Source organism: Sphingomonas sp. (assembly GCF_965227385.1).
Taxonomy (GTDB): Bacteria; Pseudomonadota; Alphaproteobacteria; order Sphingomonadales; family Sphingomonadaceae; genus Sphingomonas.
Window position 1 is genome coordinate 2,514,422 of record NZ_OZ245750.1, and the last position, 25,076, is coordinate 2,539,497.

The following is a 25,076-nucleotide window of genomic DNA, read 5'->3' on the forward strand; positions in this document are numbered from 1 at the left end:
CGAGGATTGCTGAACAGTTGACATTCCTACCGTAAATCTAACAGGTGGCCGCAACTGCGATTCCTGGTTAAGGAATGATGATGGGGGACGTCAGCAACGAGCCATCGATGGAGGATATTCTCTCCTCCATCAAACGCATCATCGCCGAAGAAGGCGATGCAGCGACCGCGAATCGTCCGCGTCGTCCGGCGCGTCCGGCCGCGCCGTCGCCTGTTTCGGCAGAAGAAGACGAGATTCTCGAACTAAACGAACCCGCGCCGAGTGAGCCGATGCAGCCCGCGCCGCGCCGCGCCGCCGCGCCCGTCCCGCGCGATACGCCGCGCGTTGATCTGCGCGACGTGGCGCCCGAGCCTGCGTCGCAGGCGGCGCCCGAACCGATCCTGTCGCCAACCACCGCCGAAGCCACGCGCGGTCCGCTCGAGGCTTTGTCGCGGATGGTGGTGAAGCCCGAAGTCGCGCCGGCCCCCGCAATTCCGGCGGGCGAAACCTCGCTGGAGGGGATGGTGCGGGAGATGATCCGTCCGATGCTGCGCGACTGGCTCGACGCCAACCTGCCGCGGATGGTCGAGGAAATGGTTCAGCGCGAGATTTCGCGGATCGCTGCAGGGCGCGACTGAGTCTTGCCTAACGTGGCCTGCCCGTTAGAGGGCGGGGCATGAGCGAACTTCCAAAAACCTTCGACCCCGCCGAGATCGAGCAGCGCTGGTACGCGCATTGGGAAAGCAACGGGCTGTTCCGGCCCGAGCGTCCGGGCGCGCAGCCCTGGACGATCGTCAACCCGCCGCCCAACGTGACGGGTTCGCTCCACATCGGCCATGCGCTCGACAATACGCTGCAGGACATCCTTGTCCGCCATGCGCGGCTGAAGGGCATGGACGCGCGCTGGGTGGTCGGGATGGACCATGCCGGCATCGCGACGCAGATGGTGGTGGAGCGCCAGCTTAACGCGCGCCAGCAGAAGCGCACCGACTTCACCCGCGAGGAATTCATCGCGAAGGTTTGGGAGTGGAAGGCCGAGAGCGGCGGCGCGATCACCGGCCAGCTGCGGCGCCTCGGCTGTTCGATGGACTGGTCCGACGAACGCTTCACGATGGACGAGGGCTTTTCGAAGGCCGTGCTCAAGGTCTTCGTCGATTTGCACAAGCAGGGGCTGATCTATCGCGACAAGCGGCTCGTGAACTGGGACCCGGGCTTGGGCACCGCGATCAGCGACCTTGAGGTCGAGACGCGCGAGGTGGCCGGCAAGTTCTGGCACCTGCGCTACCCGCTCGCCGATGGCAGCGGTTTCATCCATGTCGCGACGACGCGGCCGGAAACGATGCTGGCCGATATGGCGGTCGCGGTGCATCCGACGGACGAGCGCTATGCCGCGTTGGTGGGCAAGCAGGTGCGGCTGCCGATCACCGGTCGCCTGATCCCGATCGTCGCCGACGAACATGCCGATCCGGAGCTGGGTTCGGGCGCGGTCAAGATCACGCCGGGGCATGATTTCAATGACTTCGAGGTCGGCCGCCGCGCCGGAATCGAGGCACGCGACATGCTCAACATGCTCGATGCAAAGGCGATGATCTGCCAGACCTCGGACGGGTTGATCCCGGCCGAGCTGATCGGCCTCGATCGCTTCGACGCGCGCGACAAGGTGGTGGCGCGGCTGAAGGACGAGGGCTTCCTCATCCCCTGGACCGACAAGGACGGCAACGAGCACGACGCCGAGCCGCGCAAGATCCAGACGCCGTTTGGCGACCGTTCGGGCGTGGTGATCGAACCCTGGCTGACCGACCAATGGTATGTCGACGCCGCGACTTTGGCCAAGCCGGCGATCGAGGCGGTGCGGTCGGGCGCGACCAAGATCGTCCCGAAGAGCTGGGAAAAGACCTATTTCAACTGGATGGAAAACATCCAGCCGTGGTGTGTGAGCCGCCAGCTCTGGTGGGGGCATCGCATTCCGGCGTGGTTTGCCGAGGATGGCAGCGTCTATGTCGCTGAATCCGAAGCGGAAGCGCAGGCGCAGGCGGGTGAGGGCGTGGCCCTGACGCAGGACGAGGATGTTCTCGACACCTGGTTCTCCTCCGCGCTGTGGCCGTTTGCGACGCTGGGGTGGCCGGAGAATGACGATCCTACGCTCGGCGGTCGTTATCCCAATGATGTGCTGATTTCCGGGTTCGACATCCTGTTTTTCTGGGATGCGCGGATGATGATGCAGGGTTTGCACTTCATGAAAGAAGTGCCGTTCAAGACCTTGTATCTCCACGGACTTGTCCGCGCCGCCGATGGCGCGAAGATGTCCAAGTCCAAGGGCAATGTCGTCGATCCGCTGGGTCTGATCGACCAATATGGCGCCGACGCATTGCGCTTCTTCATGGCGGCGATGGAGAGCCAGGGCCGCGACGTGAAGATGGATGAGAAGCGGGTCGAGGGGTATCGCAACTTTGCGACCAAGCTGTGGAACGCGGCGCGGTTCGCACAGTCGAACGGGATCCGCGCAAGCGAACATGTCGAGGCTCCACGCGCCACGCTCGCGGTCAACAAGTGGATTATCGCGGAGACGGTGTCCACGGTGCAGGCAATGGACATCGCCTTTGCCGACCATCGCTTCGACGGCGCGGCCAATACCATCTATCAGTTCACCTGGAGCCGCTTCTGCGACTGGTATCTGGAACTGATCAAGCCGGTGCTGCAGACCGAAGGCGCCGAGGGTGCCGAGGAGACGCGGCAGGTTGCTGGCTGGGTGCTCGACCAGATCCTGGTCATGCTCCACCCGTTCATGCCCTTCATCACCGAAGAGCTGTGGTCGAAGATGGGCGATCGGCCCGACACCCCGATCATCACCGCGCAATGGCCGATGGCGGACGCGCGCGCGCTGGATCCTGAGGCCGCGCAGGAGATCGACTGGCTGATCCGGCTGGTGAGCGAGCTGCGCGCGGCGCGGACCGAGCTGAACGTCCCGCCCGGCGCGCGGCTGGCGCTGCATGTCCGCGATGCGCATGCCGATACGCTGGAGCGGCTGACGCGCCAGAATGCGGCGCTCGCCCGTCTCGCCCGCGTCGACCGCGCCGAAGGTGAGGCCCCGGCGGGCGGTGCGCTGCAGATCGTGGTGGATGAGGCGACCTATGTCCTCCCGCTCGAAGGCGTCATTGACCTCGACGCCGAACGCGCGCGCCTGACCAAGGCCATTGCATCGGCGGAGAAGGAGCGGGATAGCCTGAACGCGCGCCTGTCCAACCCGGCCTTTGCCGAAAAGGCCAAGCCGGAGGCGGTGGAGAAGGCGCGGGCGGACCATGCCGAGAAGTCGGCCGAAGCGGCGCGGCTGAGCGCGGCGCTGGGGCGGCTGGGGTGACAAAATCCTCTCCGTCCCGGGGAGGATTTGATTGCCTTGCGAGCGTGCCGGACTTGGCCCAAAAGCCAAGCCATGTCCCATTATCCCGCGCTTCGCCTTCGTCGCACCCGTAGTTCGGCCTGGAGCCGTCGGCTTCATGCCGAGACATTGCTAACCCCGGCGGACCTGACCTGGCCGCTGTTCGTGACCGAGGGGGAGGAAGTCGAGGAGGCGATCGCCAGCCTGCCCGGCGTGTCGCGCTGGTCGGTCGATGGCATCGTCGCTCGGGCGAAGGACGCTGCAGCGGCGGGCATTCCCTGCCTGGCGCTGTTCCCCAATACTCCGCCCGCGCTGCGCACCGAGGATGGCGGAGAGGCGCTCAACCCCGATAACCTGATGTGCCGGGCGATCCGGGCGATCAAGGATGCGGTGCCGGATATCGGCGTGCTGACCGATGTCGCGCTCGACCCCTATACCGCGCATGGCCATGACGGGCTGGTCGATGCGGCGGGCTATGTGCTCAACGACGAGACGGCGGAAATCCTGGTCGGGCAGGCACTCAATCAGGCGCGCGCGGGCGCGGACGTGATCGCGCCGAGCGACATGATGGACGGTCGCGTCGGCCTGATCCGCGCGGCGCTGGAGGATGAGGGCTTCGTCAACGTCCAGATCATGGCCTATGCCGCCAAATATGCCTCCGCATTCTATGGCCCGTTCCGTGACGCGGTGGGATCGCGCGGGCTGCTGAAGGGCGACAAGAAGACCTATCAGATGGACCCGGCCAATGCCGAGGAGGCGCTACGCGAGGTCGCGCTCGACCTCGACGAGGGGGCGGACAGCGTAATGGTCAAGCCGGGGCTGCCCTATCTCGACATCGTGCGCCGGGTGAAGGAGCGGTTCGAGGTGCCGGTGTTCGCGTACCAGGTGAGCGGCGAATATGCGATGATCGAGGCGGCGGCAGCGGCGGGGGCGGGCGACCGCGACGCGCTGGTGCTGGAAACATTGATGGCGTTCAAGCGGGCCGGGTGCAGCGGCGTGCTGTCCTACCATGCGCTGCATGCCGCGCGGCTGATGGGGGCATGATCGAGCGCGCCGATGATTGAGACCGACCGGCTGGTGCTGCGTCCATGGCGCGAGGCGGACAAGCCGGCGTTCCATGCGCTGGTGAACACGCCGGCGATGATGGCGCATTTCGGGGGACCGGTGGCGCAGGCGAAACACGACGCGCTCCTCGATCGGCAGATGGAGCAGCAGGCGCGCCATGGGCATTGCATGTGGGCCGTGGAGTTGCGCGACAGCGGCATGCTGGCCGGCGTTTGCGGACTGCGCATTGGTGGGCATCCCGGCACCCCGGTTCCGGAGGAACTGGAGATCGGCTGGCGGATCGGCGAGGCATTCTGGGGACAGGGCATCGCGAGGGAGGCGGCAGAGGCGAGCATCGCCTGGGGCTGGACGAACACCAATCGGCCGCGCATCGCCGCGTGGACCGTGATCGGCAATGCCCGGTCATGGGGACTGATGGAGCGGCTTGGCATGCGCCGCCGTGCCGATCTGGACTTTCGGCATCCCGACATCGATCTTTCCGATCCGCTGGGCGCGATGATCGTCTATGCCATCGATCGGCCGATCGAATCACGAGCCATAGCGAACAAGGAGAGGCGATGAGCGCCGAAGCAGTCGCCGAACCACAGCCGGGCGCGCCCGGTTGGCTGAGGGGCATGAGCGGCCCTCTGTTCGTTGCCACGATCCTGCTCGGTAGTTTCCTGCTGTTCCTGGTCCAGCCCATGATCGCGCGCATGGCGCTGCCCCGGCTGGGCGGTGCGCCAGCCGTGTGGAACAGTGCGATGCTGATCTATCAGGCGCTGTTGCTGGGCGGTTACGCCTATGCGCACTGGCTGGGCCGGGTGCCGGTACGGCGGCAGGCGATGATCCATCTCGGCGTGCTCGCGGTCGCCGCCTTGTGGCTGCCGATCGGCCTGATGGCGATGCAGTTGCCGCCGGATGCCGAACCCGCGGTGTGGGTGCCATGGCTGCTCGCGGCGTCGATCGGGCCGTTGTTCTTTGCGATTTCGGCGCAGGCGCCGCTGCTGCAGCGCTGGTTCGCGTCGGCGTCGGGCGGGCGTGATCCCTATGCGCTCTATGCCGCATCCAATGTCGGTAGTTTCGGCGGGCTGATCGCTTATCCGTTGCTGGTCGAGCCGGGCATGGCGCTGCATGCGCAAAGCTGGCTGTGGACCGGCGGCTATGTGCTGGTGGTCGTGGCGGTCGCGGCGTGCGCGCTGTTGCTGCCACGCAGGGTGGCGGATGCGCCGCATGTTCATGCGACGAGCACGCCGCCATCGAAGCGCCGGGTGGCGCACTGGATCGCTCTCGCCTTCGTCCCGTCGGGCCTGATGCTTGCCACGTCGAGCTTCCTCACCACCGATATCGTCGCGGTGCCGATGCTGTGGGTGCTGCCGCTGGGCCTTTACCTGCTGAGTTTCACGATCGCATTCGCGACGCGGCGCACGGTGGCGACCGTGCTGACCCGTTTTGCGCCGATCACCATCCTGTTGTTCGGCGGGCTGATGATCGCGGGGAATCATGCCAACCCGGAACTGAATGCGCTCATGGCGCTCGCGCTGCTGTTCATGGCCGCAGTGGCGCTGCACACGCATATGTACGACCTGCGGCCCGAGCCGGATCGGCTCACCGGCTTTTACCTCGCGATGTCGGTCGGCGGGGCGCTGGGCGGAGTGTTTGCGGCCCTGGTCGCGCCGTTGGTGTTCGACTGGACCTACGAATACCCGATCCTGATCCTGGCCGCCGGCCTGCTGGTGCCGCAGCAATGGCTGTTGCCGGTCGTCCAGCGGCTATGGGGCGAACCGGGGCGGGGGCGGCAGCTGCGTGTCCTCGCCGTCGCACTCGTGGTGGGGGCGGTCGTATGGTTCGGTGTGTCGCGGGGGTCGGACGTATTTGGCGAGAAGCAGGCGGGCATCCTGTACCTGACACTCGCGGTGGTCGGGCTGTTCACCGTCGGCATGCGGGTGCCGTTCATGATCGTGCTGGCAGGCGCGCTGTTCCTGTTCGGCGGGTTCCGGTCGATCGCGATGAGCTGGCAGGGCGACCTGCGCACGCGCAGCTATTTCGGGGTCTATACGATCACCGATCTGGCCGACCAGAAAAGGCTGGCGCACGGCACCACGCTGCATGGCGTGCAGCTGGTGGGAAATCCCGAGCGGCTGAAGCTGCCCACGACCTATTATGTCCCCGGATCCGGGGTGGGGCAGGCGATGCAGGCCCTGCCGGCGCTATATGGTCCGGATGCCCGGGTCGGCGTGGTCGGCCTCGGCACCGGCACGCTGGCCTGTTACGCCCAGCCGGGCCAGTCATGGCGCTTCTACGAAATCGATCCGGCGGTGGTGAGCCTTGCCCGCGGGCCGTTCCGGTTTCTGGAACAGTGTCGACCGGATGCCAGCATCGTGCTGGGCGATGCGCGTGTGCGGCTGAACGACGAACCGGCGCAAAGCCTGGACCTGCTGGTGCTCGACGCCTTTTCGTCCGACGCGGTGCCGATGCATCTGATGACGCTGGAGGCGTTCGCGACCTATGATCGCGTGCTGGCCAAGGACGGGTTGCTGCTGGTCCATATTTCCAACCGCTTCCTGTCGCTGGAGCCGGTGGTCGAGCGCGCGGCGAAGCTGGGCGGCTGGTCGGCGGCCCAGCTGACTTATTTTCCGACGGTGCTCGAGGAAATGAACGAAGCGGCGACGTCGGACTGGATCGCCCTGTCGCGTTCGCCGGAGAGGCTGGCACAGCTGACCGCCCGGGCACAGGGATGGCGCCAGCTGGACGGGCGGCCGGGATTTACGCCGTGGACCGACGATTATGCGACGATCCTGCCGGTGCTGCGCAGCCTGAACAAGGATTTGCCGTAGCGCTATCCGTCATCCTCCCCCTGGCGGGGGCGGATCGTTCCGTGTCAGCTAGTCAGCGCGTCTTCGAGCGCCTGGACCTTCTGCGCCTGTTCGGCGGCGGCGGTGGACAGGGTGGCGATGGCGGCGTCGAGCGCAGGATAGGGCGGCGTGCCGGCCTTGATCCGCTCGGCCGCGGTTTCTTCGAGCGCGGTCACGATTTCCACCGTCTCACCGCGCGCGCGGTTGAGATCGGCGAGCGCGACCTGTGCCGCAAGCCAGCTGTCGGTGCCGGGCGCGACGCCGCGCGCCACCGCCACCCGGGATTCGGTTTCAAGCGCCAGCGCGCGAAACCGGGTGGCGATTTTTTCCGCGGCAGCCACGCGTTCGGAAATGCGCGAATCGAGTGCGGCATCGGGCGTCGCGATCACGTCGGGACGGATCACCTCACCCGCGTCACGCGATTCGATCGGTCGCGGCAGCAGCGAAGGATAGCCATCGCCGGTGGTGCTGCAGGCGCTGAGCGCTAGAGGAAGCGCGAGGAGGGCTGGGTGTCGCATCGCGGCGGTGTATGCCGCGAAGAAACTCTGCGCAACGGGCTTGCGTTTCCCGAAAACCGCTTCTATCAGCGCCCCTCCACTGCGCACCCGTAGCTCAGCTGGATAGAGCATCAGACTACGAATCTGAGGGTCGGACGTTCGAATCGTTCCGGGTGCGCCATTCAAAGCCCTGCCAGGCAACAGCCCGGCGGGGCTTTGTTGCATCTGGGCAGTCCCCACTCCCGAACCGCGTTCGTAATTGAGCCGATTTTCGTGCTACCGGGGGGCATGCAGACATTGCCCGTCCTCACGTGCCTGATTCGTGGCCATCGCTGGACGCATAGCCGAACGCGTGAGGGGTTCCGCACCTGCAAGCGATGCAAGAAGCGCGAACCCGACCCCGCTTACGGGCCGCTTCCGGCGCACGACGACGACTAAAAGCTATACGGAACCGCGGCGCGGGTATCGGGGTCGATCCGGATTTCGCTGGCAGCAGGCGGGAAGGCGCGCTGGTCGCACTGGGCACGCGGACAGATGCGACAGCTGGTGCCGATCGGGGTGGCAATGCCGCCCGGGCGCAGGCTGTCGGCATAGACGAAGTCGGCGGCATGCGATTCCTCGCAGCCCAGCGCGACCGCGTAGCGGCGCGGCGGGCGGTCATAGCTGGCAGATGGTTTGACCAGCCCCTTGGCCATGATGACGTAGCGGGCGCCGTCCGGCGTCTGCGCAAGCTGGGTCAGGATGCGGTCGGGGATCGCCACCGCCTCATGCACCACCCAGAGCGGGCAGGCGCCGCCGAAGCGCGCAAACTCCAGCGGCGTGGCGGAATGGCGCTTGGTGATGTTCCCGGCCATGTCGACGCGGCAGAAGAAGAAGGGGATGCCCTGCGCGCCGGGACGCTGGAGCGTGGAGAGCCGGTGGCAGGCCTGCTCGAAGCTGGTGCCGAAGCGCTGGCGTAGCCGGTCGATATCGTGGCGCAGATCGCGCGCGGCATCGCGGAAGCGGGTATAGGGCATCAGCAGCGCCCCGGCGGCGTAGTTGGCAAGGCCGAGCGCGAGCAGTTCGCGCGCCGCCGGGGAGGCGAGGCCGCTCGCCTCGGCGACCACGCGCATCTCGTTCGCGAACTCCAGGCTGGCGAGCCGTTGGGCGAGCAGGAAGGCGCGGCTTTCGGGGGGGAGCACGCCGCTGATCGTCAGCCGTCGGGAGCCGGCGTCGAAACGGGACAAGCGCGGATCATCGTCGCGCGCTTCGTCGATCGCGATGCCGTGCCAGCCGCGCAGCCGGTCCTCGATCGCGCGGGGATGGTCGAAGCTTTCGGCCAGCGCCTCGGCGGCGCGGTCGAGCGGGTCGATGTAATTGCCCTCGGCCTGATACCAGTCGCGCACTGCCTCCCACGGCAGCGAACCGGCGCGTCCAGCCCCGCTGTCGACTTTGTCGTCGAGCACGTGCAATTGTGCCTGTGCGCGGCGCCAGGCGTCGTGCAGTGCGATCATGCGGCGGGTGAGGGCGGGGTGCTTTTCGACGCCGCGCTGGATGGCGGCTTCGTCCAGCGCCGCTGCAGCGATGCTGGTATCCGTCGCCGCTGCGATTGCGCGGACCAGTTCCGCGGTGTCGTCGTCGCTGCCGACCGCACCCCATTGATCGGGAAATTCGCGGCTGAGCGCGACCAGCACCGGCGGGGTCAGCGGGCGCTCCTCATTCTCGATCTGCGAGAGATAGCTCACCGAAACGCCGAGCCGGGCCGCGAGCGCCGCTTGTGGCATCCCCTGCCGCTTGCGCAGGTCGCGGACCCGGTGACCGGCAAAGAGGCGGCGGCGCTGTTCCATGGCGCGAGCATATCCGCAGAGTCGCGAGATGCAACTTCGCAACATTGCATTTGCGTGTGGGCGCGTGTCCTGTGCAGGGACCGCTGAGGGAGTAAGCCATGTCTTCGACGATCGAGGAACTCGAACGCCGCCGCGCTGCGGCCCGGCTCGGCGGGGGCCAGAAGCGGATCGACGCGCAGCACGCCAAGGGCAAGCTGACAGCGCGCGAGCGGCTGGAAGTACTGCTCGACGAAGGGTCGTTCGAAGAGCTCGACATGTATGTCGAGCATAATTGCGTCGATTTCGGCATGCCGGACCAGATCGTTCCGGGCGACGGCGTCGTTACCGGTAGCGGCACGATCAATGGTCGTCTGGTGTTCGTCTTCTCGCAAGACTTCACCGTGTTCGGCGGCTCGCTGTCGGAGCGGCACGCGCAGAAGATCTGCAAGATCATGGACATGGCGATGAAGGTCGGCGCGCCGGTGATCGGCCTGAACGACAGCGGCGGCGCGCGCATTCAGGAGGGCGTCGCCTCGCTCGCCGGCTATGCCGAGGTGTTCCAGCGCAACGTGCTGGCATCAGGCGTCGTACCGCAAATCTCTCTGATTATGGGGCCGTGCGCTGGTGGCGCGGTCTATTCTCCCGCGATGACCGACTTCATCTTCATGGTGAAGGATTCATCGTACATGTTCGTCACCGGCCCGGATGTAGTGAAGACCGTTACCAACGAGATCGTCACGCAGGAGGAACTGGGCGGAGCTGTGACGCATACCACGAAGTCGGGCGTTGCCGATGTGGCGTTCGAGAATGATATCGAGGCGCTGCTGGCGGCGCGCGACTTCGTGGACTTCCTTCCCGCGAGCAATCGCGAAGCTGTGCCCGAGCGGCCGTGCAGCGACCCGTGGGACCGGATCGAGGACAGCCTCGATACGCTGATCCCGCCGAGCGCGAACCAGCCCTATGACATGCACGAGCTGATCACGAAGACGGTCGACGAGGGCGATTTCTTCGAGGTGCAGCCGACTCATGCCGGCAACATCATCATCGGCTTCGGCCGGATTGAGGGGCGCACCGTCGGCATCGTTGCGAACCAGCCGATGGTGCTGGCGGGCGTGCTCGACATCAATTCGAGCAAGAAGGCGGCGCGGTTCGTGCGCTTCTGCGACGCGTTCGAGATTCCGATCGTGACCTTTGTCGACGTGCCGGGCTTCCTGCCGGGCGTCGGGCAGGAGCATTCGGGAATCATCAAGCATGGCGCGAAACTGCTGTTCGCCTATGCCGAGGCGACGGTGCCGAAGATCACCGTGATTACGCGCAAGGCCTATGGCGGCGCATATGACGTGATGGCGTCGAAGCATTTGCGCGGTGATTTGAACTATGCCTGGCCGACCGCCGAGATCGCGGTGATGGGGGCGAAGGGCGCGGTCGAGATCATCTTTCGCGGGCGCACGCCGGAAGAGATTGCCGAGAAGACCGCGGAATATGAGGCGCGCTTCGCCAACCCGTTCGTCGCGGCGAGCAAGGGGTTCGTGGATGAGGTCATCATGCCGCATTCGACCCGGCGGCGGATCGCGCTGGGGCTGCGGAAGTTGAGGAACAAGAGCCTCGAAAATCCGTGGAAGAAGCATGACAATATTCCGCTCTAAGTCCCCCTCCCGCTTGCGGGAGGGGCTAGGGGAGGGCGTGTGCCTTCAAATCGGATGCACCGTGTGCGGACAGGCCCTCCCCCGGCCCCTCCCGCAAGCGGGAGGGGAGAAGACGTGAAACTCTGCCGCTTCAATCATATCGGGATCCCGTTTCTCGGCGCACTGGCCCTGTTGGCAGGCTGTCAGCAGGCACCCGATAACGGCAACGCGACCGCGGCGACGCCGGTCGCCAGCCCGACCGCGACCGGCGTGCGCGCCCTGCCCGAGGCGGAGCAGCTCAAGCTCGCCTTTCGCACCGCCTATGGCGCGGACGGTGCGGCGCAGGTGCAGGAGGACGACGCCGGTGTCATCAATGTGAAGCCGGGGCAGTTGCTGTGGATCGGCGAGACGGCGGTGCTGCTGAGCCCAGGCGCGAACGAGTCCGACTGCCATGCCTGTTCGGGTGCGTTGGCGATCGCCTATCTCAAGCCGCAGGGCGACGGGTTCGCTGTGACCGGGAAATGGCCGACTTTGGTGCGCGGATCGGGCTGGGGCGCGGAGCCAGAGTGGCGGGTGACGAATGAGTTCACCGACAACCCGGCGGTCTATGTCGAGAGCGGCGACACCGCGCAGGGCTATTCGTGCGGTGGCGCGTCGATCACCGAGTTGAAGCCCGATGGGCCGGTTCAGTCGGAACGGGTTTGGCTGTCGTCGTCCAACGAGGGGGCGGTCGATGAGACGACTGGCAAGACCTTTGGTGGCGAGCCGCTGAGCAATCTCGAGGGCAAGATCGTCGATATCGTGAAGGGCAAGTCGTTCGCGGTGCAGGCGAGCGGCACGGCGAAGTTCGTCGAACGCTATGAATATCGCGGGGGCAAGTTCGTGCCGGTGCAGAAGGAGTCGCGGCTGTCGTGCTGAACCCGGGAGTGAAGCCATGAAACTCGGTCGCCTCAACCATATCGGCGTGGCGACGCCGTCGATCGCGGACTCGATCGCTTTCTATCGCGACGTGATGGGTGCGGAGACGGTGCATACGCCGTTCGATCTGCCTGCGCAGGGGGTGAAGGTGTGTTTCGTCGATACCCCGAACACCCAGATCGAGCTGATCGAGCCGCTGGGCGCGGACTCGCCGATCCACGGGTTTCTGGCGAAGAACCCGGCGGGTGGGCAGCATCATGTGTGTTATGAGGTGCCGGATATCCACGAAGCCAAGGCATGGTTCGAGGGCAAGGGCGCGCGGGTGTTGGGCGAGCCGCGCATCGGCGCGCATGGGACGCTGATCTTCTTCGTCCATCCGCGCGACATGGGTGGGGTGCTGACCGAGATCATGGAGAGCCCGCGTGATCATCACTAATCGTCACCCGGGCCTTGTGCCGGGGTCCACCCGGCGGCAAGCGCGGGTGTCGATGGTGAGCGATGCGCGCGTGGATGCGTGGACCCCGGAACAAGTCCGGGGTGACGAAGGGGGTTTTGCGAATGTCTGATGACAGCGTTCTTTACAGCCTTGAACACGGCGTCGCGACGATCCGGCTGAACCGGTCCGAGCGGCTGAATGCGGTGACGTTCGAGATGCTCGATCTGATCCGCGCATCGTTGCTGCGCGCGGTGAACGAGGGGGCGCGGGCGGTGCTGCTGACCGGCGAAGGGCGGGCCTTCTGCTCCGGCGCGGACCTGGCGGGGCGGATGGATCGCGGGCCGGTCGATCCGGCGGAGAGCCTGGAGTTTCACTACAACCCGCTCGCCGAAACGCTGTCGAAGCTGCCGATCCCGATCGTCACTGCGATCAACGGGCCGGCGGCGGGTGCGGGCGTGGGCATCGCGCTGGGCGGCGATATCGTTGTGATGGCGAAGAGCGCATATCTGCTGCTCGCGTTCAGCAATATCGGGCTGGTGCCGGATTGCGGCGCGACGTGGCTGGTCGCCAAGTCGGCGGGACGGGCCAAGGCGCTGGAAATGGCGCTGCTGGGCGAGAAGATGTTCGCCGAGGATGCGAAGGACGCTGGGTTGGTCGCGCGCGTGGTCGACGACGACGCGCTGATGCCCGAGGCGGGGAAGCTCGCCGCGACGCTGGCCGCCAAGCCGACCATCGCGCTGGGACTGATCCGCGCACAGATCAAGGCCGCGCTCAACAACACGCTGCCGGAGACGCTGAGCGTCGAGGCGGCGCATCAGCGGATTGCGGGCAAGACCGAGGATTTCCGCGAAGGCGTGATGGCGTTCCTCGGCAAGCGGGCGCCGGAGTTCAAGGGTAAGTAATGACCGACAAGCCGACCCCCGATGCGTGGAAAGCGCTGGCCGAGAAGGAAGTGAAGGGCCGCGACCTGACGTGGCGCACGCCGGAGGGGATTGACGTCAAGCCGCTCTATACGGCGGAGGATGTGACCGCCGATCCGGGGCTGCCCGGATTTGCGCCGTTCACTCGCGGGGTGCGCGCGTCGATGTATGCCGGGCGGCCGTGGACGATCCGGCAATATGCGGGCTTTTCGACGGCGGAGGAATCCAACGCATTCTATCGCCGCAACCTGGCGGCGGGGCAGAAGGGGCTGTCGGTCGCGTTCGATCTGGCAACGCATCGCGGATACGACAGCGACCATCCGCGCGTGACGGGTGACGTCGGCAAGGCGGGCGTGGCGATCGACAGCGTCGAGGACATGAAGATCCTGTTCGACGGTATTCCGCTCGACCAGATGTCGGTCAGCATGACGATGAACGGTGCGGTGATCCCGATCCTCGCCTTCTTCATCGTCGCGGGCGAGGAGCAGGGGGTCGACAAGAGCCTGCTCGACGGGACCATTCAGAACGACATCCTGAAGGAGTTCATGGTCCGCAACACGTACATCTATCCGCCCGAACCGTCGATGCGGATCATTTCAGATATTTTTGCATATACGTCGGCCAACATGCCGAAATTCAACAGCATTTCGATCTCGGGCTATCATATGCAGGAGGCCGGGGCGACACAGGTGCAGGAGCTGGCCTTCACCATCGCCGACGGCATGGAATATGTGAAATACGGGGTCGCCAGCGGCCTCGACATCGACAAGTTCGCCGGGCGCCTCTCCTTCTTCTTCGCAATCGGTATGAACTTCTTCATGGAAGTCGCTAAATTGCGGGCGGCGCGGGTGTTGTGGCATCGCGTGATGACCCAGCTGGGCGCGAAGGACGAGCGCAGCAAGATGCTGCGGACGCACTGCCAGACCAGCGGCGTGTCGCTGACCGAGCAGGATCCGTACAACAACGTCATTCGCACCACGATCGAGGCGATGGCGGCGATGCTGGGCGGGACGCAGAGCCTGCATACCAATGCGCTCGACGAAGCGATCGCGCTGCCGACCGATTTCTCCGCGCGCATCGCCCGCAACACGCAGCTGGTGATCCAGGAAGAGACGGGCATGACCAATGTCGTCGATCCGCTGGGCGGCAGTTACTATGTCGAGGCGCTGACGCAGGAGCTGGTCGACAAGGCGTGGGCGATCATCGAGCGGGTCGAGGGTGAGGGCGGGATGGCCAAGGCGGTCGCCGCCGGCTGGCCCAAGGCGATGATCGAGGAAGCCGCCGCCGCCACCGCGGCGCGCATCGACCGGGGCGAGCAGGTGATCGTCGGGGTCAACAAATACCGCAAGGCCGAGGAAGACCCGATCGACATCCTCGACGTCGACAACCATGCGGTGCGCGAGGCGCAGGTGGCGCGCATCGCGCGGGTCAAGGCGACGCGCGACGATGCGGCGTGTCAGGCTGCGCTGGATGCGCTGCGCGGGGGCGCGCGGGGCAATGGCAATCTGCTGGAGCTCGCGGTGGTGGCGGCGCGGCATCGTGCGACGCTGGGCGAGATCAGCCTGGCGATCGAGGATGTGTTCGGGCGGCACGGGACGGTGCCGACGCCGGTCAAGGGCGTCTATGGCGGCGCCTATGATGCGGACCAGAGCTGGGAGCGGCTGAAGGACGGCGTGGCGGCGACCGAGCGGCGGCTGGGCCGCGCGCCGCGCATGCTGGTGGCCAAGATGGGGCAGGACGGGCATGACCGCGGGGCGAACCTGGTGTCGTCGGCGTTCGGTGACCTGGGGTTCAAGGTCGTGCCCGGCCCGTTGTTCCAGACGCCGCAGGAAGCCGCCGAACTGGCGCTGGCCGAGGATGTCGATGTGGTCGGCGTCTCCAGCCTAGCGGCGGGGCACAAGACGCTGATCCCGCAGCTGATCGGCCATCTGCGCGACGCTGGGCGTTCGGACATCAAGGTGATCGCGGGCGGGGTAATCCCGGCGCAGGATTATCAGATCCTGCGCGACGCGGGGGTGCAGGCGATCTTTGGTCCGGGCACGAATCTGGTCAATGCGGCGGAAGAGGTGCTGACCCTGCTCGGGCACAATATGCCGCCGCGTGAGGAGGCTGCGGAGTGATCCGGCTTGCCACGATCGCTGCCTCGGTAGCGCTGATTGGAGCGCCGGATGCGTTGGCGTGCCGCTTCCCAGCGAACGGTAAGCCGACAGCCGAATCGAAGCAGATTCGTGAGTGGGATGCGAAGCTGTCAGCTGCGCGGAAGGTTGCGGGTACGTATACGGTCGAGCGCGAGGTGCAGAATCCGGACCAACGCGATGCGGTTGATCAGTTGGGCACCGTTGTCGGACCAGATGGAAAGGTCCGGGCGAAAACATTTGTCGAAATGGCGAACTTAATTGTCGTTCGGTGTGCTGGACCAATTATCATCAAGCCGAACGCGGGTCAGACCGGGACCTTCTACTTGCAGAGGCGTGAGATCGACAAGCGTTGGCTGATCCTTCATTTCGAGCGGGATGCGCCGAAAGATGATTAGCGGCGGGATCTTGCTCCGGCATGTACGAATGCGGGGGCAAGGCAAATGAGCGACCAAACCGTCAAGCCGGACCCGGAGCCCGGGTTCGACAAGGAGATGCTGCTCTACGATTATTCGAAGCATCTCCTGTCGCTGGCGTTGCTGGGTCTGGGCGGGGTGCTGTCGATTGCGCAGTCGGGGCAGGGGCAGAAAATCCCCGGCGTGGTCATCGCATCGCTGACGGTGTTTCTGGCCCTCTCGGGGCTGTGCGCGCTCAGCTGTACCGCGTCGATTTTGCGTTCGCGCCAGCGTAATGTTCCGGTACCGCGCTCCGCGTGGCTGACCAATCAGGGGGCGATGATGTTCCTTGGTCTGGGCGTCGGCGGCTTTCTTTACTCTTGGATCAGGGCTTTGATGTGACGACCCGTACCGACTGGACCCGCGACGAGATCGCCGCGCTGTTCGACCTGCCGTTCATGGAGCTGGTCTATCAGGCCGCGACCGTCCACCGCGCACACTTTGCGGCTGACGAGGTGCAGCTGTCGACGCTGCTGAGCATCAAGACCGGCGGTTGCCCGGAGGATTGCGGGTACTGCAACCAGTCGACCCATGCCGAGACGGGGCTGAAGGCGACCAAGCTGATGGATGTCCGCGCGGTGCTGCAGGCGGCGGCGCATGCGAAGGATAATGGCTCGTCGCGCTTCTGCATGGGCGCGGCGTGGCGCAACCCCAAGGACCGCGACATGCCCGCCATCGTCGAGATGGTGAAGGGCGTGCGCCAGATGGGCATGGAAACCTGCATGACACTCGGCATGCTGACCGAGGGGCAGGCGGCGCAGCTCGCCGATGCGGGGCTCGATTATTACAACCACAATATCGACACCTCGCCGGAGCGCTATGGCGAGGTGATCACGACACGGACGTTCGAGGATCGGCTGGAAACGCTCGACCATGTGCGTGAGGCGGGGATCAACGTGTGCTGCGGCGGGATCGTCGGGATGGGCGAGACGCGCGCGGATCGCGTCGGCTTCATCCATGCGCTGGCGACTTTGCCCAAGCATCCCGAGAGCGTGCCGGTGAACGCGCTGGTGCCGGTCAAGGGCACGGTGCTGGGCGACATGCTCCACGACACTCCGCTGGCGAAGATCGACCAGATCGAGTTCGTCCGCACGGTCGCGGTGGCGCGGATCACGATGCCGGAATCGATGGTGCGGCTGTCTGCGGGGCGTGAGAGCATGAGCGATGAGACGCAGGCGTTGTGCTTCATGGCGGGGGCGAATTCGATCTTCACCGGCGACAAGCTGCTGACCACCGGCAATGCCGGTGACGACAAGGACGCGGCGCTGTTCGCGCGGTTGGGGATGCGGGCGATGCAGGGTGAGGTGAAGGCGGAATTGGAGGCAGCGGAGTGACCGGAACAGAGTCCACGAATGCGCGATGGGTGATCGTGATCGGCGAGCTGAACCGCGCCGATGCGGCCGCGATCCGCCTGCATCCCATCACGGTCGACGGGGAGCAGCTGTTTCCCGTCTTCGGCAATCCGGAGGCGGCGCGAAAGGCACTGGCGAACAGTCCGGCGCGCGACAAGACGTTGCAGATCAACCTCGATCTGTTGCGGGAATCGCTGCCTGACGACGCGCTTTTGTTGTTCGATCCCGGCGTCGGCAGTCCCAGGCGGATGACGGTAGCGGAGCTGGACCTGCTGCAATCGGGCAAGGACTGATGTTCAAGAAGATCCTGGTCGCCAATCGTGGCGAGATTGCGTGTCGCGTGTTCCGTACCGCCAAGCGGATGGGGATTGCGACGGTCGCGGTCTATTCCGACGCCGATGCGCGCGCGCCGCATGTGTTGATGGCCGACGAGGCGGTGCGGCTGGGACCGGCGCCGGCGGCGGAGAGCTATCTCAATGCCGAGCTGATCCTGGCCGCAGCCAAGGCTACCGGCGCGGATGCGATCCATCCGGGGTACGGGTTCCTGTCGGAGCGCGAGAGCTTTGCCAAGGCGTGTGCCGAGGCGGGGGTCGCCTTTGTCGGGCCGCCAGCGAATGCGATCGCGGCGATGGGCGACAAGATCGAGTCCAAGAAGCTCGCCAAGGCGGCGGGGGTCAATGTCGTCCCCGGCTATCTGGGCGAGATTGCCGACACCGACGAGGCGGTGCGGATCGCATCGGACATCGGCTATCCGGTGATGATGAAGGCGTCGGCCGGCGGCGGCGGCAAGGGGATGCGGCTGGCGTGGAGCGAGCAGGACGTCCGCGAAGGCTTCGAGGCGACCAAGCGCGAGGGGCTGGCGAGCTTCGGCGACGATCGTGTGTTCATCGAGAAGTTCATCGAACAGCCGCGCCATATCGAGATCCAGCTGATCGGCGACCAGCATGGCAACATCGTCTATCTGGGCGAGCGCGAATGCTCGATCCAGCGGCGGCACCAGAAGGTGGTCGAGGAAGCACCGTCGCCTTTCGTCACGCCCGAGATGCGCCGCAAGATGGGCGAGCAGGCGGTCGCGCTGGCGCGGGCGGTGGGCTATTACAGCGCGGGGACGGTCGAGCTGATCGTTTCCGGTGCCGACAAGACCCGTGATGGTTTCTACTTCCTCGAAATGAATACCCGGCTGCAGGTCGAGCATCCGGTGACCGAGGCGATCACCGGCCTCGATCTGGTCGAGCAGATGATCCGGGTCGCGGCGGGCGAACGCCTTGCGTTCACGCAGGATGAGGTCACGCTAACCGGTTGGGCAATCGAGAACCGGGTTTATGCCGAGGATCCGTATCGCGGGTTCCTGCCGAGCACCGGGCGGCTGGTGCGCTATGCGCCACCGGCGGCGCAGGAGACGCCCTATGGCGCTGTCGGTGGTGACGGCTATGTCCGCGTCGACGATGGCGTCGCCGAGGGGGGCGAGGTCAGCATGTTCTATGACCCGATGATCGCCAAGCTGATCACCTGGGCGCCAACGCGCGAGGAGGCTGCGGATCTGCAGGTCGCGGCGCTCGACCGGTTCGAGCTGGAGGGTCTGGGCAACAATATCGATTTCCTGTCGGCGCTGATGCAGCATCCGCGCTTTCGGGCGGGGGCGTTGACCACCGGTTTTATCGCGGAGGAATATCCCGAGGGGTTCGAGGGCGCGCCGGCCGACGCGATGCTGCTGCACACGCTGGCGGCAATGGCGACGGTGCTGGACCTGATCCAGGCTGCGCGGGCGGTCGAGATTTCCGGGCAGCTCGCGACGCCGACCCTGTCGAGCGGGCGCGTCGTGCTGATTGGCACCGAGCGGTTCGACATCAGCGTCGATGGCCATGCCGGAGGGATGCTGGTCAATTTCGCTGATGACGCGGCGCCGCTCGACATTGCCACTGGCTGGCAGCCGGGGCAGCGGCTCGCGCAATTCCGTATCGATGGCGAGGAATTGTTGAGCGTCGGGGTGAAACGCACCCGTGCGGGATGGACGCTGCGGACGCGTGGGGCGGCGCATGACGCCAAGGTCTATGCCCCGCGTGTCGCCGAACTGGCCCGCCACATGATCGAGAAGATCCCGCCGGACATGAGCCGCTTCCTGCTCGCGCCGATGCCGGGGCTGCTGACGCGGATCGAGGTGGGCGAGGGCGAGAAGGTCGAGGCCGGCCAGCCGCTGGCGGTGGTCGAGGCGATGAAGATGGAGAATATCCTGCGCGCCGAGAAGGCGGGTGTCGTCAAGGCGATCAACTTTGCCGCTGGCGACAGCCTGGCGGTGGATGCGGCGATTCTGGAGTTCGAATGAGGCACGGGGCGGCCGTACCGTCTCCGCCAAGGAAGATGAGTAGAAGACCCTCCCAAAACTTTCCCGCAAGCGGGAGGGGCTGAGAAGCCGACATGCAGATACTCCCCCGCCAGGGCGAGGTGGCGCCGAAGGCGACGGACGGGGAGCGCGGCTGTGTCCTTTCGGATCGTCGGACTTCCTTCCCTCCGCCAGCTGCGCTGACACCTCCCCTTGGCGGGGGAGGATTCGCGGGCCTCAGGCCATTGGCGGGGTTGCGGGCAGGACCACGGTGATGCGCAGGCCGCCGATCGGGGAGTTGCTTGCCTCGATCCGCCCGTGATGCCCCTCGACGATCGCGCGTGCGGTGGCGAGGCTGAGGCCCGATCCGCCGGGGGTTTCCTTGGCATTGGCGCGGTAGAAGGGCTCGAACAGCTGCTGGGCGAGGCCGACATCAATGCCCGGTGCATTGTCGTCGACGATCAGGCGCCAGGCATCGCGCTGGCTTTCCAGGCCAAGCACGATGCGCCCGCCGCGCGGGACATAGCGCATCGAATTCTCGATCAGCGCGCCGAACAATTGCTCGATCCGCTCGGCGTCCCACTTCACCAGGACGGTGTAGGGGGGGAGGTTGCTAGTTTCGAGCCGCACGCCCGCCGCCTCGGCGCGCTTGGCATGGACATAAATGGTGTTGTGGATCAGCGCGCGCGGATCGACATCGGCAAAGCGCAGGGGCAGTCGGCCGAGATCGGCGAGCGCCACCGCGTGGAGATCCTCGGCCATGCGGGCGAGGCGGTTCTGATCAGCCTCGATCGCCGCCTTGAACTCCGGTTCGGCCGTCAGCGCCTCCTGCAACTCCGACAGACGGCCGCCCAGCGACGCGATCGGTTCGCGCAGCTCTTCGGCGATCATCACCAGCCAGGTGCGGCGCGCGGTTTCGATCCGCTCGAACCGGTTGGCGATGCGGCGCAAATTGCGCATCGTGCCGACGATCTCGCGAGGGCCGCGCTCGTCGAAATAGATGTCGCCATCGCCATCGGCCACCTCATGGCTGAGCCGAAGCAGTTCGCGCTGGGGCTTCGACCAGCGCCCCGACAGCCAATACGCGACTCCGAGCAGCAGGGCGAGAATGCCCGCCAGAGTCGCGCCGATGCCGATAAAATGGTCGCGCAGCAACGCGCGGTCGCGATCGGTCAGCTGCGGAGGGCGCACCACGCGCGCGCGCGCCACGGTCGTCCCGTTGACGACGATCGGGTGCTCGACCAGCGCCGGACCGGCAGTCGCACCGCCGAGCAGCCGGTCGCCCTCGCCGACAATTGCGACGCGATTGCCCAGGATGATCGGATCGCGCTTGTCCAGTTCGGCCACGATGCGCTCGAACGGCTTGCCGGATGTTGCCGCCTCGCCGGCAAGCGCGGCAAAGGTTTCGAGATGTTCGGCATCGCGATTGCGGAGCAGACGCTCGCTGCTGGTATGAACATTCCACAGCAGCAGGCCGCCAGCGACCGCAACGATCAGCAGCGCCTGCGCCGCCAGTGCCGTGAACATGCCCCGAAACAACCGCACCCTCGTCTCCCCATCCGGCCCGTCCCCCGACAGACCGTCCGCTAAAATGACCTATTCGATCCCGGCATCGAGCGAATCGAGGATCCGCGCGCCCGCCATGAATACCGCGATGGGGCAGACCGCAAACAGCAGCCATCCGCCAACGCCTGGATATTGCTCCAGATAGTGAATGCCACGCTCGACCGCTCCGACACCAAGGCCGTAGATCACGGCAAACGCCTCGAATCTGGTCTTGATGGTGAAGAGGCGCCTGATGCGTGACAGCATGGCAAACGTTACGCAAGAGACAGGCCAAGTGCGGAAATGCGCGGCTTCGCCTTAACGACTATGGTTACCTGTCAATTAACCCGACAGCTGCGCCGGATCGATGCCGAGCAGGTCGAGCAGCGCGGTTCGGGCGGCAGCGATGCGGGCGATCAGCGCCGGATCGCCGATTTCATCCTGCGCGATGGTTTCGGGCCAATGCGCCTCGATCACGCCCGCGATGCGGTCGAGCTTGGCGGGGTCGACGAGGAAGCGGGGGTCGACGGTTGCGGGGTCGGCGACGACGCGCAGGCGCAGGCAGGCGGGGCCGCCGCCATTGGCCATCGACTGGCGGACGTCGACCACCTCCAGGTGCCGGATCGGTCCGTTGCCGGCGACATGGGCCTGGAGCCAATTCCAGACCGACGGCGTCTCGCGCGCCTCGGTCGGGAGGATAAGGCCGGTCTCGCCGCCGGGCAGCGTCACCAGCTGGGCGTTGAACAGATAGGAGCCGATCGCATCGGCGAGGCTGACTTCGGCAGCGGGAACTTCGACGATTTCCACCGACGGCATCGATCGGCGCAGATCGGCGTAGAAGGTATCCTTGTCGGCGAATGCCAGTTCGTGCGCGAACAGGACGTTGGCGTTTGCCACCGCGACGACGTCATTATGGAATGCCCCGGCGGCGATCGCCTCTTCGGACTGCTGCACGAACAACGTGCGAGCAGGGTCAAGGGTGTGGCGGCGGGCGACCGCTGCGCTCGCCTCGCGATGCTGGCGCGCCGGGAAGGGGCCGCCGCTGACGCCATAAACGAAGACCTCGACGCCGGGCGCGTCATGCTCCGGGGCGAGGCGCATATGGTTGGCCGCGCCCTCGTCGCCGAACGGGGCGGGGACGGGGCCGTGGACGCGGAAGGCGTCGTAGGCAAAGGCGAGGCGCAGCTGCGCCAGCGTCTCGGGCCATTCGTGGCTGCGATGCGGCATCGTCACGAGGTTGGCGACGCTGAGGTGGCAGCGGCCATCGGCAGTGTCGGGCGCGGGGGAAACGGTGGCGGCGTTGGCAGCCCACATCGCCGACGCGGACAGCGCCTGTGCCTGAAGATGCGGCGCGGCGTCGGCATAGGTCGTGGCGAGGCCGTCGAGCCAGCGGTGGTCGGGGCGGGCATGGGGCAGCAGGATCCCCTGCGTCAGCCCGAGCGCGAGGTTGGCGCGCATCTTGGCGATCCCCTGCAGTGCCGCCGCGCGGGGCTGGGACACCGCGCCCCGGTTGCGGGTCGCGGCGAGGTTGCCGTGGCTGAGGCCGGCGTAATTATGGCTGGGGCCGATGATCCCGTCGAAATTGATCTCAACGCGGGGCATGGCACACGTCCTGGCCGGGCGCGACGTCGAGCAGCGCAGCGGCGGCGGGGTCGAGCGTTACGCCATCCGGACCGCGCGCGACCCGGCCGTGGCAGGCGCGGAACGCGCCGAGCATGCCGCGCGCGATGATGCTGGCTTCACCCCCGGGGGCGATTTCCGCCACGGGCTGGGCGCGGCAATCGCGGATAGTCATGACATGGTCGGTGCGCGCGGTCATGGTCGGGCCGCCGTCGAAGATGTCGATGTAATTCTCGAATGCGAAGCCTTCATGCTCGAGCATCCGCATCGCGGCGCGGCCCGACGGGTGTGGCACGCCGATCACGCTGCGCGCATGGTCGGTCAGCATCGCGGTATAGACCGGGTGGCGCGGCATCAGGTCGGCGATGAACTGGTTGCCGTGGATCGCGTTGAACTCGTCGGCTTGCTGGAAGCTCATCCCGAAGAACCGGCCCGCGACGCCATCCCAGAAGGGGGATCCGCCGGCTTCGTCGATGACTCCGCGCAGTTCGGCGAGGATGCGATCGGCAAAGCGCGCGCGGTGCATGGCGATGAAAAGATAACGGCTGCGCGCGAGCAGCATGCCCAGGCCCCCGGCACGTTCGCCCGGGTGGAGGAACAGGCCGCCGACCTCGCTCGCCCCCTCAAGATCATTGACGAGGTTGAGGATTTCGGCGCGGAAGGTGCGGTTCAGCGCTTCGCTATGCTTGGTCACCGTGCCGATGCGATAGGAATAGAAAGGCCAGCGCTGACCGACCTGAGTGAAGATCTGGCAGGTGCCGCGCACTTCCTGCGTCACCGTGTTTTCGAGGACGAGGACGAACAGCTCGTCCTTTTTCGCATCGTCGGTGCGCGCAAAGGCCTCGGCACTGCGTTCGAGCTTGGCCTTCAGCGCGGGCTTTTCGGGGGGCAGGTTGGTGAAGCCGCCGCCGGTGAGCTTGGCCATCTCATAAAGATGCTGGAGGTCGTCGGCACGGGCAGGGCGGATGATGAAGGTCATACGCGGCCCTTTTCGATGATGCGCAGGATGGTGAGCGCCGACAGGGCGGCACGTTCGGGCAGGCTGTCGGGGATCAGAAATTCCTCCTGCGAATGAATGGCTCCGCCGCGCGCGCCCATCGTGTCGACGACGGGGACGCCACAGGCGGCGATGTTGTTGCCGTCGCACACCCCGCCGGTGGCTTTCCAGGCAACGGGGATGTCGAGATCGGCGCCGGCCTGCTTGACCAGGCCGAACAGGCGCTCGGCGCCCGGGTCGAGCGGTTTGGGCGGGCGGTTGAAGCCGCCATGGACATGGACCGAGACGTCGTGGGCAGCAGCGATCGCCTCGGCGAGCGCGTGGACGGCGGCTCCGGCGCGCTGGATGGCGTCGGGCGAGGCGGGGCGGAAATTGACGCGCAGGATCGCGAGATCGGGGATCACATTGTTCGGCCCCCCACCCTCGATCCGCGCGGGATTGACCGACAGGTCGTCGCTCATCAGCTGTGACAGGCGCAGCGCGAGATCGGCTGCGGCGACGAGCGCGTTGCGGCCGTCGCGCGGGTTTCGACCGGCATGCGCGCTGCGCCCGCGCACGACGATGGAGAAGTTCCCGGTGCCGCCACGCGCGCCCGCCAGCGTGCCATCGGGCAGCGCGGGTTCGTAGGTGAGCGCGGCAACCTTGTTCTTCGCCGCCTGTGCGATCAGTGCGGCGGAGGCGAAGGAGCCGGTCTCCTCGTCGGAGTTGACCACGACTTCATAGCCGAACCGCGCCGCCGCCGGGGTCGCCTCGACCGCCTGCAGTGCGGCGAGCATCAGCGACAGCCCTCCCTTCATGTCCGCCGCTCCCGGCGCGTTGAGAATGCCATCAGGCAGCCAGGTCGCGGTCTGGAACGGGTGATCGGCGGGGAAGACGGTGTCCATATGGCCGGTGAACAGCATCTGCACCGGGGCGTCGGGACGGACACGCAGGTGGAGGTGGCGGCCATGGGCGAGCGATTGCACAGTGCCGCTGGCATCGACCATCTCGACCGGCGCCGGTTCGACCAGCGCGAGGTCGCCGGGCAGCGTGGAAAATGCGTCGCCCAGCAGGCCCGCCATCGTTGCCAGCCCGTCCAGATTGCGCGTGCCGCTATTGACCGCGACCCAGCGCTCAACCTGCGCCAGCATCGGCGCGGCGCGGGCCGCCTCCACAGCGGCGGCTTCGATTGCATTCAGCCCCATGGGAGGGGTGTATCGG

The 25,076-nt window shown here is 66.3% G+C and carries 22 protein-coding genes and 1 tRNA gene; 16 read left to right on the top strand and 7 right to left on the bottom strand.

The genetic code is table 11. The features are described 5' to 3' along the window. The first annotated feature begins 80 nt into the window (after nt 1–80). From ACO05N_RS12290 to ACO05N_RS12310, 5 genes are all read left to right on the top strand, one after another. Nucleotides 81–617 (top strand): DUF2497 domain-containing protein, encoded by a 537-nt coding sequence (locus ACO05N_RS12290; RefSeq protein ID WP_422057374.1) that lies wholly within the window; start codon nt 81–83, stop codon nt 615–617. Between the two features lie 38 nt (nt 618–655). Continuing rightward, nucleotides 656–3,337, top strand: coding sequence for a valine--tRNA ligase (locus ACO05N_RS12295; RefSeq protein WP_422057375.1), 2,682 nt, complete (start codon nt 656–658; stop codon nt 3,335–3,337). A gap of 72 nt (nt 3,338–3,409) precedes the next feature. Next, nucleotides 3,410–4,399, top strand: a complete 990-nt coding sequence (gene hemB, locus ACO05N_RS12300; protein WP_422057376.1) for a porphobilinogen synthase — start codon at nt 3,410–3,412, stop codon at nt 4,397–4,399. A gap of 12 nt (nt 4,400–4,411) precedes the next feature. Next, the gene (locus ACO05N_RS12305) at nt 4,412–4,981 is read left to right on the top strand and encodes a GNAT family N-acetyltransferase (protein ID WP_422057377.1); all 570 of its coding nucleotides are present in this window, start codon (nt 4,412–4,414) and stop codon (nt 4,979–4,981) included. 53 nt (nt 4,982–5,034) lie between these two features. Further along, nucleotides 5,035–7,233, top strand: a complete 2,199-nt coding sequence (locus tag ACO05N_RS12310) for a spermidine synthase (protein ID WP_422058744.1) — start codon at nt 5,035–5,037, stop codon at nt 7,231–7,233. A 44-nt stretch (nt 7,234–7,277) separates the two neighbouring features. Here the strand turns inward: ACO05N_RS12310 and ACO05N_RS12315 are convergent, their stop codons facing one another. Next, the gene (locus tag ACO05N_RS12315) at nt 7,278–7,769 is read right to left on the bottom strand and encodes a hypothetical protein (RefSeq protein ID WP_422057378.1); all 492 of its coding nucleotides are present in this window, start codon (nt 7,767–7,769) and stop codon (nt 7,278–7,280) included. 83 nt (nt 7,770–7,852) lie between these two features. On the opposite strand from ACO05N_RS12315, the gene ACO05N_RS12320 reads away from it, so the two are divergent. Beyond that, nucleotides 7,853–7,929 (top strand) — tRNA-Arg (locus ACO05N_RS12320). A 253-nt stretch (nt 7,930–8,182) separates the two neighbouring features. Here ACO05N_RS12320 and ACO05N_RS12325 read toward each other — a convergent pair. Further along, a complete protein-coding gene (locus ACO05N_RS12325) occupies nt 8,183–9,574 on the bottom strand; it encodes a helix-turn-helix domain-containing protein (RefSeq protein WP_422057379.1) in 1,392 nt (463 codons plus the stop codon). Nucleotides 9,575–9,672: 98 nt separating this feature from the next. Between ACO05N_RS12325 and ACO05N_RS12330 the strand changes: the two genes are divergently transcribed. From ACO05N_RS12330 to ACO05N_RS12375, 10 genes are all read left to right on the top strand, one after another. Then, nucleotides 9,673–11,199 carry an acyl-CoA carboxylase subunit beta gene (locus ACO05N_RS12330; RefSeq protein ID WP_422057380.1) on the top strand — a complete coding sequence of 509 codons (1,527 nt, stop codon included), beginning with the start codon at nt 9,673–9,675 and terminating at the stop codon, nt 11,197–11,199. A 114-nt stretch (nt 11,200–11,313) separates the two neighbouring features. Further along, the gene (locus ACO05N_RS12335; protein ID WP_422057381.1) at nt 11,314–12,096 is read left to right on the top strand and encodes a hypothetical protein; all 783 of its coding nucleotides are present in this window, start codon (nt 11,314–11,316) and stop codon (nt 12,094–12,096) included. A gap of 16 nt (nt 12,097–12,112) precedes the next feature. Continuing rightward, nucleotides 12,113–12,532 carry a methylmalonyl-CoA epimerase gene (gene mce / locus ACO05N_RS12340; protein WP_422057382.1) on the top strand — a complete coding sequence of 140 codons (420 nt, stop codon included), beginning with the start codon at nt 12,113–12,115 and terminating at the stop codon, nt 12,530–12,532. A gap of 122 nt (nt 12,533–12,654) precedes the next feature. Continuing rightward, nucleotides 12,655–13,434, top strand: coding sequence for an enoyl-CoA hydratase-related protein (locus tag ACO05N_RS12345; RefSeq protein WP_422057383.1), 780 nt, complete (start codon nt 12,655–12,657; stop codon nt 13,432–13,434). Continuing rightward, entirely contained in the window at nt 13,434–15,572 is a 2,139-nt protein-coding gene (gene scpA / locus ACO05N_RS12350; protein ID WP_422057384.1) for a methylmalonyl-CoA mutase, read from the top strand. Before ACO05N_RS12345 ends, scpA begins: the two co-directional genes overlap by 1 nt. Then, entirely contained in the window at nt 15,569–15,985 is a 417-nt protein-coding gene (locus ACO05N_RS12355) for a hypothetical protein (protein WP_422057385.1), read from the top strand. Before scpA ends, ACO05N_RS12355 begins: the two co-directional genes overlap by 4 nt. 45 nt (nt 15,986–16,030) lie before the next feature. Then, nucleotides 16,031–16,384: a hypothetical protein gene (locus tag ACO05N_RS12360; RefSeq protein WP_422057386.1), complete on the top strand. Its 354-nt coding sequence runs from the start codon at nt 16,031–16,033 to the stop codon at nt 16,382–16,384. Continuing rightward, nucleotides 16,381–17,376, top strand: a complete 996-nt coding sequence (gene bioB / locus ACO05N_RS12365) for a biotin synthase BioB (protein ID WP_422057387.1) — start codon at nt 16,381–16,383, stop codon at nt 17,374–17,376. The genes ACO05N_RS12360 and bioB overlap by 4 nt, the downstream gene beginning before the upstream one ends. Nucleotides 17,377–17,405: 29 nt before the next feature. Then, nucleotides 17,406–17,687, top strand: a complete 282-nt coding sequence (locus ACO05N_RS12370; protein WP_422057388.1) for a hypothetical protein — start codon at nt 17,406–17,408, stop codon at nt 17,685–17,687. Further along, nucleotides 17,687–19,717 carry a biotin carboxylase N-terminal domain-containing protein gene (locus ACO05N_RS12375; protein ID WP_422057389.1) on the top strand — a complete coding sequence of 677 codons (2,031 nt, stop codon included), beginning with the start codon at nt 17,687–17,689 and terminating at the stop codon, nt 19,715–19,717. The genes ACO05N_RS12370 and ACO05N_RS12375 overlap by 1 nt, the downstream gene beginning before the upstream one ends. 234 nt (nt 19,718–19,951) lie before the next feature. Here the strand turns inward: ACO05N_RS12375 and ACO05N_RS12380 are convergent, their stop codons facing one another. The 5 genes from ACO05N_RS12380 to ACO05N_RS12400 all read right to left on the bottom strand — a co-directional run bounded on the left by ACO05N_RS12380 (nt 19,952) and on the right by ACO05N_RS12400 (nt 25,060). Beyond that, complete coding sequence (locus tag ACO05N_RS12380; RefSeq protein ID WP_422057390.1) at nt 19,952–21,259, bottom strand: sensor histidine kinase; 1,308 nt, start codon at nt 21,257–21,259, stop codon at nt 19,952–19,954. Between the two features lie 51 nt (nt 21,260–21,310). After that, entirely contained in the window at nt 21,311–21,526 is a 216-nt protein-coding gene (locus ACO05N_RS12385; RefSeq protein ID WP_422057391.1) for a hypothetical protein, read from the bottom strand. A gap of 75 nt (nt 21,527–21,601) precedes the next feature. Next, nucleotides 21,602–22,861 (bottom strand): N-succinylarginine dihydrolase, encoded by a 1,260-nt coding sequence (locus tag ACO05N_RS12390; RefSeq protein ID WP_422057392.1) that lies wholly within the window; start codon nt 22,859–22,861, stop codon nt 21,602–21,604. After that, entirely contained in the window at nt 22,848–23,858 is a 1,011-nt protein-coding gene (locus ACO05N_RS12395; protein WP_422057393.1) for an arginine N-succinyltransferase, read from the bottom strand. Before ACO05N_RS12395 ends, ACO05N_RS12390 begins: the two co-directional genes overlap by 14 nt. Beyond that, nucleotides 23,855–25,060, bottom strand: a complete 1,206-nt coding sequence (locus ACO05N_RS12400) for a hydrolase (protein WP_422057394.1) — start codon at nt 25,058–25,060, stop codon at nt 23,855–23,857. Before ACO05N_RS12400 ends, ACO05N_RS12395 begins: the two co-directional genes overlap by 4 nt. Nucleotides 25,061–25,076: the final 16 nt, after the last annotated feature.